This is a genomic window from Myxococcus sp. AM010 (assembly GCF_013372585.1).
In the GTDB taxonomy this organism is placed as follows: domain Bacteria; phylum Myxococcota; class Myxococcia; order Myxococcales; family Myxococcaceae; genus Myxococcus; species Myxococcus vastator.
In genome coordinates this window covers 21,520-33,262 of sequence record NZ_JABXEO010000090.1, presented here as the reverse complement: position 1 = coordinate 33,262, position 11,743 = coordinate 21,520, and the positions used below count along the sequence as shown (strand labels likewise).

The following is an 11,743-nucleotide window of genomic DNA, read 5'->3' as shown; positions in this document are numbered from 1 at the left end:
GGGCCGAGGCTTCGCCGAGGGGCTCCTGCGCCTTGGGTGTCACCGCCGCCACCGCGCCCGGCGTCGTGGGCGCGGGCTCGTTGACCGGCGCGGGCTTCTGCGAGGGGACAGGCCGGGCGCTGACGGGCTTGGGCGGGCTCACCGGGACTTCATCCACCGGCTCCCTGAGCTCCGCGATGGCCCGCAGGTCCGGCTTCGACATCTTCCGAGGGTTCAGCGTGTGCTTCGCCGCGTGCAGCTCCACGCGCTCGCCAGGCCCGACCAGCCGCGGCGGCTGGCCTTCCACCTCGACGCGGACCTGCCCTTCCGCGACGGCCACGGCGGCGCCATCTTTCGTGCGCTCCACCGTGAAGAGGGTGCCCACCACGGAGACGCGCAGGCCCGCCACCTCCACCATGAAGCCCTGGCGCGCGGTGTGCGAGGCCTCGACGGAAAGGCGTCCCTTGTTCACGGTGAGGTGCACATCGCGCGACTCCGCGCGGGACAGCTCCACCTCCGAGCCCGCTGACAGCCGAACGCGGCTTTCATCCGGCAGCCGAAGCAACGCGCTGGAGCGCGCGGGCGTCCGCACCGCCACACCCGAACGCAGCCGCATGCCGGGCTTGAGCGCGCGCTCCGTGCCTCCCGCCTCGCGCAGGATGGCCCCCGCGACGGCGACCCGCTCCGTCTGCGTGGTGGCGTCGAGCTTCTGCGCCGCATTCGTGGGCACAGACGGCTCGCCGCCGGCCGCGGCGTGCGGGGCAGCCTCCGGACCCGAGGGCACCACGTCACCGCCGTGCGACGGAACGGAGATACTGGACGCAGGAGGGGAGGGGGCCTCCCCCTGAGCCACGAGCGCTCCACCCTCATCCATCGCCCGGGGCGCGCGGACCATCCAGAACGCCAGCATCGCCGCGCAGGCGCCCGCGAGCGCCACGGCCCACGGCCAGCGGGCCCTGGGCGCGCCACGGGCCATGCGCCGAGCCGCCTCCGCGCGGAGTCCTTCGCCCATGGCGTCCGAGCGCGGCGGGGGCATGGCGCCGCGTCCCGCGTGGAGGACCGCGCGGGACTGCCGCACCTGCTCCAGGGCCTGGGCACATTCAACGCAGGCGGCGACGTGCGCCTCCACCCGGCAGCGCGCGTCCGCGTCCAGCTCGGCCGCGGCCAGGGCCCACAGGGAGCGGTGCTCATGGCGAGCCATGGAGACCTCCGGGACGGTTGGCGCCGAGCAGTCGCTGCATGGCTTCGTTGAACTCCAGCCGCGCATGGTGGAGGCGGCTGCGGACGGTGTTGGGCGAGCTGCCCACGGCCTCGGCAATCTCGTCCGGGCTCATTCCACACAGCTCGTAGTACACGAAGACGATGCGCTTCTTCGGCTTCAGCCGTTCCAGCGCCAGCTCCACCAGCCGGGCCGCCTGACGCCGCGAGGCCACCCGCTCCGGGTCCTCTCCTTCCGCCGCCGTCTCCGGCAGCTCCCAGACAGAGTCCTCTGGCCGGCGCCGCTTCCAGCGCAGGTGGGACAGGGCCACGTTGGAGCACACGCGATAGAAGAAGGTCCGGAACCGGGACTCGCCCCGGTAGCCCTTCACGGCCGTCAGCAGCCGGAGATAGGCCTCCTGGAGCAGATCCTCCACGTCCACGCGGTTGCCGACCAGGTGCCACAAGGTGCGCGAGGCATCCGCCTGCGTGAGGGCATAGAGCTGTTCGAAGGCCGTCAGGTCGCCCTCCTGGATGCGCCGGACCAGGGCCTGGAGCCGCACCTCGTCCTGGGTGGGAACACCGGACACGTCGCGTCCCTTTCGCTCCTCGGAGAGGTTGGTGACGTGCGCGAATGAGCGGGCTCCACGCAGGAACACCAGGGGTTCTCCCTCGGCTGAAAGGTCCAGGCCACTACATACCTCCATGGCCATGGGTCTCCGGAAAGACGAAAGCCGATCAAATAAAATTTTTGATCATCCGTCTGCGCTACGGAGTCCACCGCTGCTGAAACCGGGCAACACCTCCGGTGGCCGGACCGGTACCCCCTGAGTTTTCGGAGTCCCCACTCATGCGGAACACCCCCATACGTAGCCTCATGTGGCTGCCGCTGCTCGCCGTCCTCTCTGTCCTCCCGGGCTGCATCGTCCATGGAGAGGATGACTGGTACGACGACTACGACGACGACATTTGCTACTGCTCAACCGACCGGGATTGCGACATCGGTGAGAGCTGCCGCAGCGGCGTCTGTCGGACCGTTCCGCCTGACTCGGGCGAGTGTTCGTCCTCCCGGGACTGCCCCGGGTCCCAGGTCTGCATCAACAGCGTCTGCTCGCAGTTCTGCTCGCGTAACTCCGACTGCGGTGCGGGCCAGCGGTGCGACGACCACTACTGCGTCGGGAACGGCGCCGTGGACGGCGGGACGCGCCCGGACGCGGGTTCCGATGGCGGGACGCGCCCGGATTCAGGGACGGACGGCGGGACGCGTCCGGACGCTGGCTCCGACGGTGGGACGCGCCCGGACGCGGGCGTGGACGGGGGTTCTTCTCAGCAGTGCCGCGTGAACATGGACTGCGGCGCGGGGAACTACTGCATCAACAACCAGTGCATCCGCGGCTGCTATGACGATTCCTGGTGTGATGCCACGGACACCTGCGTGAGCGGCCTGTGCCGCCCGCGCCCGGTGGACCCGAACACCTGCTCCACGGCGGCGGACTGCTCCGACGGGAAGGACTGCGTGGATGGCCAGTGCCGCGCGGCCTGCGACTCCACCACCCAGTGCCCGGACGACTACAGCTGCCAGATTGGCTACTGCATGCCCATCCCGGACGGGGGCCAGTGCCGCGCCAACTGCGAGTGCCCCGCCGGCCAGGTCTGCTTCAATGGCCAGTGCAAGGCGCCGCAGCCGGACCCGGGCCAGACGTGCGTGGCCAACTGCGACTGCCCCTCGGGTGACGTCTGCACCAACGGCTACTGCCGGCCGCCGGCCCCGCCGCCTCCTCCGCCGGACGCGGGCACGGGCCCGGCCTGCCAGGCCAACTGCGACTGCCCGTCGGGCCAGGTCTGCTCCAACGGCCAGTGCAAGGTGCCCGCGCCGCCGCCGGTGCAGGATTCCGGAACGTCCACCCCGGTGTGCCGCGCCAACTGCGAGTGCCCGTCCGGTCAGGCCTGCACGGACGGCGTCTGCAAGCCCGTCAACACGGGCAGCGGCGACAGCTGCCAGGCCAACTGCGAGTGCCCCGCCGGCGAGCGCTGCATCGACAACGTCTGCTGGCTGTAGCCGGGGCGGACGCCCGCGTCAGGGAGCCACCATGCGCCAGCAGCGGTGGATCTCCTTGCGCTGGAAGTCCTCGGGGATGGAGCGAGGGGTGATTTCCTCCACCTCCATTCCCCGCGTGGCCTTCGGGTCCAGTTGGAACCCCAGGAAGTTGTTGGAGAAGTAGAGGACGCCGCCGGGTGCGAGCAGCGCCCGGATGGCGGCCAGCAGGCGCGGGTGGTCGCGCTGCACGTTGAAGCTGCCCGACATCTTCTTCGACGTGGAGAAGGACGGCGGGTCGCACACCACCAGGTCGTACCGCTCCGGCGCGTCGGCCTGGGCCTCCACCCAGGCCTTGGCATCCGCGCGCACCAGCGTGTGCCGCGCGTCGGCCAGCCCGTTGAGCTCCAGGTTGTCCTCGGCCCAGTCCAGGTAGGTGTTGGACAGGTCCACCGTCATCGTGCTCGCGGCGCCGCCCGCGGCGGCGTAGACGGTGAAGGCCCCGGTGTACGCGAAGAGGTTGAGGAAGCGCTTGCCCTGGGCCTCCTCCCGCACGCGCGCGCGGGTGTTGCGGTGGTCCATGAAGAGGCCGGTGTCCAGGTAGTCGCCCAGGTTCACCCAGAACTTCAGGCCCTGCTCCTCCACCACGATGCGCCCGCTGTCCTGGCCCACCCGGCCGTACTGCGAGCGGCCCCAGGGCTGGGGCGTGTGGGTCTTCACGAAGATGCGCTCGGGGGGCACGGCCAGCACCTGCGTCACCGCGGCCAGGACTTCCTCCCGCTGCGTGTCCGCGGCGCCAGAGGCGATGGCGCGCCGGCGGGGATACTCCACGACGTGGGCGCGGTCGCCGTAGACGTCGATAGCGAATGGGTACTCGGGGATGTCCCTGTCGTAGACGCGGAAGGCCGTCAGGCCCTGCGTCCGGGCCCACTTGCGGAAGCGCTTGTCCCCCTTGCGCAGGCGGTTGGCGAACATGCCCTCGGGGCCGGTTCCGTCGTCAGCGCCCTGCGTACCTCGTGTGTCAGCCATGCCCAAGCGTCCTTCCGTCCAGACCACCGCGGCCCCCCTCATCCCTGAGTCTCCGCCGTACGACAAGCGCCGAAAGGCGGCGGTGGGGTGTCAGGCCTGCCCACTGTGTCGCTCGGGCACCGGTTGCGGTCCGGACGCGAGGCAAGAAGACTCCGCCGCCATGAGCGTGCGCGTCGAGAAGAACGGCCCCGTCACCACCGTCATCCTGGACCGCCCGGAGGTGCGCAACGCCGTGGATGGCGCCACCGCCCAGGCGCTGGCGGAGGCCTTCCGTGCCTTCGACGCGGACCCGGACGCGCGGGTGGGCGTGCTCCATGGCGACGGGGGCACCTTCTGCGCCGGGGCGGACCTGAAGGCCGTCTCCGAGGGCCGGATGCCTCGCCTGGAGCTGGACGGAGATGGACCCATGGGCCCCTCGCGCATGGTGCTGTCCAAGCCCGTCATCGCGTCCATCGGCGGCCATGCCGTGGCGGGCGGGCTGGAGCTGGCGCTGTGGTGTGACTTGCGCGTGGCCGAGGAGGACGCCGTCCTGGGCGTCTTCTGCCGCCGCTGGGGCGTGCCCCTCATCGACGGGGGGACGGTGCGGCTGCCTCGGCTCATCGGCCTGTCGCGGGCCCTGGACCTCATCCTCACGGGGCGGCCTGTGCCCGCCCAGGAGGCGCTGGCCATGGGGCTGGTCAACCGCGTGGTGCCCCGGGGGCAGGCGCGCGAGGCCGCGGAGTCCCTGGCGCGCCAGGTGGCCGCCTTCCCGCAGGCGTGTTTGAACGCGGACCGGCGCTCCGCCTACACCCAGGCGGGGCTGGGCACCGAGGAAGCACTGCGTCAGGAGTTCGCCCGCGGCGTCAAGGTGCTGGAGTCGGAGTCCATTGTCGGCGCCACGCGTTTTGCCCAGGGGGCGGGGCGTCACGGGACGTTCGAATAGGCGGGTCCTGCTGCGCGGCCGGGAGGGACTGTGTTAGTTGCCCCAGCATGCGCTTCGACACGCTTGCCATCCACGCCGGTCAGGAGCCGGACCCCACCACGGGCGCCATCATGACGCCCGTCTACCTGACCTCCACCTACGTCCAGGACGGCCCCGGAGAGCACAAGGGCTTCGAGTACAGCCGGACGCAGAACCCCACCCGCAACGCGCTCCAGGCCTGTCTGGCCGCGCTCGAGGGCGCGAAGCACGGCGCGGCCTTCGCCTCCGGCCTGGCGGGCACGGACATGCTGATGCACATGCTGGATTCGGGCGACCACGTGGTCGTCTCGGACGATGTGTACGGCGGCACCTTCCGCCTCTTCGACAAGGTGTTCCGGCGGGCCGGGCTGCACTTCTCCTTCGTGGACCTGTCCAAGCCGGAGAACTTCGAGGCGGCGATTACGCCGAAGACGAAGATGGTGTGGGTGGAGTCCCCCACCAACCCGATGCTCAAGCTCATCGACCTGGCGCGCATCGCCGAGGTCGCCAAGAAGCGGAACATCCTCTCCGTCGCCGACAACACGTTCATGACGCCGTACTTCCAGCGCCCGCTGGAGCTCGGCTTCGACGTGGTGGCGCACTCCACCACCAAGTACATCAACGGCCACAGCGACGTGGTGGGCGGCTTCGTCTGCACCAGCCGCGAGGACGTGGCGGAGCGGATGTACTTCCTCCAGAACGCGGTGGGCGGCGTGTCCGGCGCCTTTGACAGCTTCATGGTGCTGCGCGGCGTGAAGACGCTGCACGTGCGCATGGACCGCCACGCGCAGAACGCGATGAAGGTGGCCCAGTTCCTGGCCACGCACCCCAAGGTGAAGAAGGTCACCTACCCGGGGCTGGAGGCTCACCCGCAGCACGCGCTCGCGAAGCAGCAGATGAAGGGCTTCGGCGGCATGGTGACCTTCGACATCCAGGGTGGGCTGGAGGCGGCGCGCACCTTCCTCAAGACGGTGAAGGTGTTCGCCTGCGCCGAGTCGCTCGGCGGCGTCGAGTCCCTCATCGAACACCCGGCCATCATGACCCACGCCTCCATCCCCAAGGCGACGCGCGAGCAGCTGGGCATCACCGACGGCTTCATCCGCCTGTCGGTGGGCATCGAGGACGGGCAGGACCTGGTGGACGACCTGGCGCAGGCGCTCGACGCCGCGAAGTAGCCGCCAGGGCCACGTGGCCCGCCGTCCAGGCTGGAGGCGGCGGGCTGATTTGCTAGGCTGCCTGTTCAGGCAGTGCTCGCCCCTGGAGACCGACCCCCCATGACCCGAGAAGAAGCGCAGATGCTGGCGCAGGCGTTCCTCGCCGCCAACGGCAACCCCAACAGCGTCGGCATCAACCCGCAGGGCTTCGGCGGCGTCGCCCTGGGCGACGCTCAGCTCTACTTCGAGTGGCACGACAAGGAGCAGGCGCTGGAGTGCAGCGCCCTCATCCACCGGTTCCGGGACACCCCGAAGCCGGGCATCCTGGAGGGGTTCCAGGAGGAGCAGAAGAAGGGCACGGACACCGGCGGCGGCACCGTGGACTTCGAGCCGGAGAACAAGTCCCTGTTCCTCAGCCGCACCTACACCACCGCGCCGCAGATCCCCATCTTCAACGACGACATGAAGCGGCTGATGAAGGCCAGCCTCGAGTGGAGCAGCACCGTCCTGAACCGGGTGGCGGACCGCGTCTTCGGACGCTGATCCCCTGTCGCAGTGCGGCAAAGTGAGGGGCACCGCAACTTCCCAGACGCTGGGACGATAATCCCCTCACCAGCAGTCCACTCCTTACAAATCGTCCTGGAGCCCCCATGAACCCCATCGGGAAGTTCATCAACAAGGTCCGTACCGGTGCCGAGAAGGCCATTGACCGCACGCAGGACGCCGTTGGCAACGCCGTCGACAACGTGAAGGACGCCGCTGCCGCCGGTGGCCGCAAGGTCGGCCAGTTCGTGGATGGCTTCGAGAACGCCGCCTCCGGCGCCGCCCGGGGCGTGGGCAACGTCGTCGGTGGCGCGACTCGGGGCGTGCAGGAGTTCTTCGGCGGCGGCAACCAGCCGGACCGCGTGCACGACGGCAAGCTGCTGGGCGCGGACGGCGCGACCTTCCCGCCGGGCACCCCGCTGGCGGACATCCCGGGCGTGACGCCGGCCAACAACCCGAACCCGCAGTCGACGGTCCTCTACGTCAACGGCATCCTGACGTCGAAGGAGGCCCAGTCCGAGAGCCTGCAGGCCATCGCCAACGCGACCGGCTCGCGCGTCGTCGGCATCCACAACGCCACCGAGGGCATGGGCGCGGACCTGGCCCAGTGCGTGAAGGACAAGCTGGACAAGGGCACCAACCCGGCCGTGGACACCCTGGCGGACGCGCTCTACACGGAAATCAAGGCCGGCCGTGACGTGCACCTGATGGCGCACAGCCAGGGTGGCCTCATCTCCAGCCGCGCGCTGAACGACGTGTACAACCGGCTGCGCATCGAAGATGGGATGTCCAAGCAGGACGCCCAGGCGATGATGGGGAAGATTGACGTGGAGACGTTTGGCGCCGCCGCCACCACGTACCCGGACGGCCCGAACTACGTGCACTACGTGAACCGTGGCGACCCGGTCCCCAGCATGTTCGGCCTGGGCCCCGTCGCGGACAAGTGGAACCCCATCGCGGACGGTGGCGAGGGCTCCAAGGTCCACCACTTCAACGAGTTCCACCTGAACCCGTTCGACGGCCACAAGTTCGAGGACGTCTACCTCAAGAACCGCGTGCCGTTCGACCAGGCCCGCGAAGGCAACTTCAACCAGTAACCCATGGCGACCGCTCCCCGCAGTGGCCTCGCTGGTCTGCTCAGGTCCTGGATTTCGGGCCTGGGCCCCGCTGCTCCGGCGGACACGCCGCTGACGCGGGAGTCTGCCCAGCGACTGGTCCAGGGTTTCCTCCATGAAGAGGGCACGCCGCCCAGCCCGGGCATCAACCCCCAGGGCTTCGGTGGGCTCAACGCGGGGGGCGCATCGCTGTACTTCGAGTGGTTGGAGGATACCCAGGCGCTGAAGTGCAGCGCCTTGGTGTACCGCTTCCGCGAACCGCCCAAGCCCGGTGTCATTGAGGGCTTCCAGGCGGAGGAGCGGGAGGGCACGGACGCCGGCGGCGGCACCGTGGACTACGAGCGGGAGAACCGGGGCCTCTTCCTGGCTCGGACGTACACCCGCATGCCGACTGAGCGCGCCTTCGCCAAGGAGATGCGCCGGCTGATGAAGGCCAGCATCAAGTGGAACTCCCAGGTGTTGGACCGCGTCGCTTCGCGCGTGTTCCATCCGGAGGAGCTGGAATCCAAGGACCCGCCGGGTTGAAGTAGCGCCCATGCGCTACTTCGAGGACTTCCAGCCCGGGGACGTGAGCGAACACGGCCCCCACAGGGTGTCGCGCGAGGAAATCATCGCCTTCGCGACGCAGTTTGACCCGCAGCCCTTCCACCTGAGCGACGAAGGTGCCCGTGACAGCATCTTCGGGGGCCTGGTGGCCAGTGGCTGGCACACCGCTTCTCTGTGTCACCGCTTGCTGGTGCAGAGCTTCCTGGGGCAGACCTCCAGCCTGGGCTCGCCCGGCCTGGACGAGCTGCGCTGGCTCAAGCCCGTGCGTCCCGGGGACACGTTGCGCGTGCGCGTGGAGGTCGTCTCCGCCACGCCGTCGCGCAGCAAGCCGGACCGGGGCGCCATCAAGCTCCGCATGGAGGTGCGCAACCAGCAGGACGAGGTGGTGATGACGGAGCTGGCCAACGTGCTCTTCGGCCGGCGTCCGTGAACACGAAGGGCCTCCCGTCTCCGCTGGGGAGGCGTGGAGGCCCTCGGTGCTTCCCAGGCGCGAGCGCGCCGGGGACTACGCCCCCGTGCGGTGCAGGTAGTCGATGAGGTCGATCTTGCTGACGATGCCGACCACCTTCTCGCCGTCCTTCACCACCGCCACGTTGTCCTGAGCGAAGACTTCACGCAGGCGGGCGATGCTGGTCTCGAGCGACAGCGCGCCCTGCAGCGGCGCGATGATGCTGTCGATGGTGTCGGCGAACTTCGCCTTGCCGGCCACCAGCGCGTTGAGCAGGTCGTACTCGTGCACCATGCCCACCGTGCGGCCGTCGTCGCCCACCACCGGCATCTGGCTGATGCCGTGGCCGCGCATCGTCTCCACCACCTGGTCGACCTTGTCGCCGCGGCGCGCCGTCTTCACGTCCTTGGGCTTGTCGCCCAGGATGTCGCGGATGGTGCCGGCGCCCTTCTCCTCCATGAAGCCGTTGTCGCGCATCCACTCGTCCGAGTGGAACTTGCTGATGTAGCTGCTGCCCGAGTCCGGGAGCACGACGACAATCGTCTTGCCCTTGCCCACTTCCTTGGCCAGCTGCACCGCGACGTGAATCGCCGCGCCGGAGGAGCCGCCGGCGAAGATGCCCTCCTCACGCGCCAGGCGGCGCGCGGCGATGAAGCACTGGCGGTCATCGACCTGGCGCACGTCGTCCAGGTGGGTGAAGTCCATGGCGCCGCACAGCATGTCCTCGCCGATGCCTTCCACCTTGTAGACGTGCGGCTCGGTCAGCTTGCCCGTCTTGAAGTAGCCCTCGTAGACGGAGCCCTCCGGGTCCACGCCGACATTCTTGAGGCCGGGAATCTTCTCCTTCAGGAACTTGCCGGCGCCGCTCATGGTGCCGCCGGTGCCCAGGCCCGCGACGAAGTAGTCGAACTTGCCCTCGGTCTGCTCGTAGATCTCAGGACCGGTGGTGTTGTAGTGCGCCTCGATGTTGTCGGGGTTGTGGTACTGGTTCAGCATGAACGCGCCCGGCGTCTCGCGGTGCAGGCGCTTGGCCGTCTCGTAGTAGCTCTGCGGGTCCTCTGCCGGCACGTTCGTCGGCGTCACCACCACCTGCGCGCCCAGCGCCTTGAGGCGGTTGATCTTCTCCAAGGACATCTTGTCCGGCATGGTGAAGATGCACTTGTAGCCCTTGACGGCCGCGGCCAGCGCCACGCCCATGCCGGTGTTGCCGGACGTGTTCTCGACGATGGTGCCGCCGGGCTTGAGCTTCCCCTCCCGCGCGGCCTTCTCGAGGATGTAGAGCGCCATGCGGTCCTTGATGGACGCGCCCGGGTTCATGAACTCGCACTTGACCAGCACGGTCGCGTCGTTCGGCCCGACGAGCTTGTTGAGCTTGACCAGCGGCGTGTTGCCAATGGCGGTGAGGATGTTCTCGTGGATGTCCATCGCGGCTTCCGTAAGTAAATGAGGGTTCGCGGCGCGTCTTATATGCCGCCGCACTGGCCCGGTCGACAGCGTGTGGCCTCTTGCGACCCTGGAGAGTGTTGAACCCACCCCGGCGGACAGGGAGTTCCGACGCACCCGGACGTACGTGGGGGGACGGCTGGCCGCTCGTCGGGTGGGCGACAGCCCAGGGGGCGTGCGGGCATCCCCTCGGACAGGCCTTTGACCCGGATGGGCGCGCCTCCGATACTCAGGTGCGACTTGCGTCAACCCCCTCCGGAGAACCCCGTCGATATGGAACTCGAGGCCGCCCTGCGCGACCAGGTGGGACAGGCCATGGGCCGTCCCGTTCCCAGCGCCCCCATCACGAAGCTGAAGGGCGAGGCGAGCAGCCGCTCGTACTACCGCGTTGGCGCGCCACCCGAGAGCTGGGTGGTGATGGTGATGCCGCCCGACTCGACGAAGAAGAGCGACGAGGTCACCCAGGGCGAGCCGCCCAAGGAGCTGCCCTTCGTCAACGTGCACCGCTACCTGGAGAAGCTGGGCGTGCGGGTGCCGCGCATCCTCCGCTACGACGAGCCGGCCGGGATGATGGTGATTGAAGACCTGAGCGACATCACCTTCGAGTCCGCGCTGGAGGGCGGCAAGCACCACGAGGCGCTCTACACCCGCGCCGTGGACCTGCTGGCGCGCCTGCGCGCGGCGGCGGAGAAGCAGCAGGACCCGGACTGCCTGGCCTTCACCCGCGCCTTCGACGAGGACCTCTACGACTGGGAGCTGCACCACTTCCGCGAGTGGGGCATGGAGGCGTGGAGCGGCAAGACGCCCACGGACGCCGAGCGCGCCGAGCTGGACGCCACCTTCCGCGACATCGCCCGGCAGCTGGCCGCCGCGCCCCGCGGCTTCACGCACCGCGACTACCAGAGCCGCAACATCATGGTGAAGGAGGGCGAGCTGGTCGTCATCGACTTCCAGGACGCGCTCCAGGGCCCGCGCCAGTACGACCTGGTGGCGCTCTTGCGCGACAGCTACGTGGAGCTGGAGCGCGACTTCGTGGACGCGATGCTGGACCGCTACATCGCCACCTTCCAGGAGGTGAGCGGCGAGCGAATCGACGCGGCGTCCTTCAAGGCCTTCTTCGATTTGCTCACCATCCAGCGCAAGCTGAAGGACGCGGGCCGCTTCGAGTTCATCCACCGCGTGAAGGGCAACCCGGGCTTCCTGGTGTCCATCCCCGCGTCGCTGCGCTACGTGCGTGACGGCTTCGCGCGGCGGCCGGAGCTGCGCAAGCTGCAGGACCTGGTGGCGAAGTACGTCCCGGAGCTGGCGGCCTGA

Annotated in this window: 12 protein-coding genes; 8 read left to right on the top strand and 4 right to left on the bottom strand. The window is 69.2% G+C overall.

The features are described 5' to 3' along the window. Together HV826_RS30440 and HV826_RS30435 are read right to left on the bottom strand one after the other, a co-directional pair. Positions 1–1,180, bottom strand: a 1,180-nt coding sequence (locus HV826_RS30440) for a FecR family protein (protein ID WP_255217491.1), incomplete at its 3' end; no start/stop codon positions are given. Further along, positions 1,167–1,835: an RNA polymerase sigma factor gene (locus HV826_RS30435; protein ID WP_176420570.1), complete on the bottom strand. Its 669-nt coding sequence runs from the start codon at positions 1,833–1,835 to the stop codon at positions 1,167–1,169. The genes HV826_RS30435 and HV826_RS30440, both read right to left, overlap by 14 nt. Before the next feature lie 191 nt (positions 1,836–2,026). Between HV826_RS30435 and HV826_RS30430 the strand changes: the two genes are divergently transcribed. Beyond that, the gene (locus tag HV826_RS30430; protein ID WP_176420569.1) at positions 2,027–3,235 is read left to right on the top strand and encodes a Dickkopf N-terminal cysteine-rich domain-containing protein; all 1,209 of its coding nucleotides are present in this window, start codon (positions 2,027–2,029) and stop codon (positions 3,233–3,235) included. A gap of 18 nt (positions 3,236–3,253) precedes the next feature. On the opposite strand, the gene HV826_RS30425 is transcribed toward HV826_RS30430, so the two are convergent. Next, the gene (locus HV826_RS30425) at positions 3,254–4,240 is read right to left on the bottom strand and encodes a class I SAM-dependent methyltransferase (protein ID WP_176420568.1); all 987 of its coding nucleotides are present in this window, start codon (positions 4,238–4,240) and stop codon (positions 3,254–3,256) included. Between the two features lie 160 nt (positions 4,241–4,400). Here HV826_RS30425 and HV826_RS30420 point away from each other — a divergent pair, with 160 nt between their 5' ends. From HV826_RS30420 to HV826_RS30395, 6 genes are all read left to right on the top strand, one after another. Continuing rightward, positions 4,401–5,162, top strand: a complete 762-nt coding sequence (locus tag HV826_RS30420; protein WP_176420567.1) for a crotonase/enoyl-CoA hydratase family protein — start codon at positions 4,401–4,403, stop codon at positions 5,160–5,162. Between the two features lie 47 nt (positions 5,163–5,209). Then, positions 5,210–6,355, top strand: coding sequence for a cystathionine gamma-synthase (locus HV826_RS30415; protein WP_176420566.1), 1,146 nt, complete (start codon positions 5,210–5,212; stop codon positions 6,353–6,355). A 99-nt stretch (positions 6,356–6,454) separates the two neighbouring features. Continuing rightward, entirely contained in the window at positions 6,455–6,877 is a 423-nt protein-coding gene (locus tag HV826_RS30410) for a hypothetical protein (RefSeq protein ID WP_163782945.1), read from the top strand. 107 nt (positions 6,878–6,984) lie between these two features. Next, positions 6,985–7,974 carry a hypothetical protein gene (locus tag HV826_RS30405; protein ID WP_176420565.1) on the top strand — a complete coding sequence of 330 codons (990 nt, stop codon included), beginning with the start codon at positions 6,985–6,987 and terminating at the stop codon, positions 7,972–7,974. A 3-nt stretch (positions 7,975–7,977) separates the two neighbouring features. Then, positions 7,978–8,517: a hypothetical protein gene (locus tag HV826_RS30400; RefSeq protein ID WP_176420564.1), complete on the top strand. Its 540-nt coding sequence runs from the start codon at positions 7,978–7,980 to the stop codon at positions 8,515–8,517. Positions 8,518–8,527: 10 nt separating this feature from the next. After that, positions 8,528–8,968, top strand: a complete 441-nt coding sequence (locus tag HV826_RS30395; RefSeq protein WP_176420563.1) for a MaoC family dehydratase — start codon at positions 8,528–8,530, stop codon at positions 8,966–8,968. Positions 8,969–9,043: 75 nt separating this feature from the next. Here the strand turns inward: HV826_RS30395 and HV826_RS30390 are convergent, their stop codons facing one another. Next, the gene (locus tag HV826_RS30390) at positions 9,044–10,411 is read right to left on the bottom strand and encodes a pyridoxal-phosphate dependent enzyme (RefSeq protein WP_176420562.1); all 1,368 of its coding nucleotides are present in this window, start codon (positions 10,409–10,411) and stop codon (positions 9,044–9,046) included. A gap of 291 nt (positions 10,412–10,702) precedes the next feature. Between HV826_RS30390 and HV826_RS30385 the strand changes: the two genes are divergently transcribed. Further along, complete coding sequence (locus tag HV826_RS30385) at positions 10,703–11,743, top strand: aminoglycoside phosphotransferase family protein (protein WP_176420561.1); 1,041 nt, start codon at positions 10,703–10,705, stop codon at positions 11,741–11,743.

Coding starts and splice junctions, on each gene's coding strand:
- HV826_RS30410 (WP_163782945.1), top strand. CDS start 6,455: ATGACCCGAGAAGAAGCGCAGATGCTGGCGCAGGCGTTCCTCGCCGCC.
- HV826_RS30420 (WP_176420567.1), top strand. CDS start 4,401: ATGAGCGTGCGCGTCGAGAAGAACGGCCCCGTCACCACCGTCATCCTG.
- HV826_RS30425 (WP_176420568.1), bottom strand. CDS start 4,240: ATGGCTGACACACGAGGTACGCAGGGCGCTGACGACGGAACCGGCCCC.
- HV826_RS30400 (WP_176420564.1), top strand. CDS start 7,978: ATGGCGACCGCTCCCCGCAGTGGCCTCGCTGGTCTGCTCAGGTCCTGG.
- HV826_RS30390 (WP_176420562.1), bottom strand. CDS start 10,411: ATGGACATCCACGAGAACATCCTCACCGCCATTGGCAACACGCCGCTG.
- HV826_RS30430 (WP_176420569.1), top strand. CDS start 2,027: ATGCGGAACACCCCCATACGTAGCCTCATGTGGCTGCCGCTGCTCGCC.
- HV826_RS30415 (WP_176420566.1), top strand. CDS start 5,210: ATGCGCTTCGACACGCTTGCCATCCACGCCGGTCAGGAGCCGGACCCC.
- HV826_RS30405 (WP_176420565.1), top strand. CDS start 6,985: ATGAACCCCATCGGGAAGTTCATCAACAAGGTCCGTACCGGTGCCGAG.
- HV826_RS30395 (WP_176420563.1), top strand. CDS start 8,528: ATGCGCTACTTCGAGGACTTCCAGCCCGGGGACGTGAGCGAACACGGC.
- HV826_RS30385 (WP_176420561.1), top strand. CDS start 10,703: ATGGAACTCGAGGCCGCCCTGCGCGACCAGGTGGGACAGGCCATGGGC.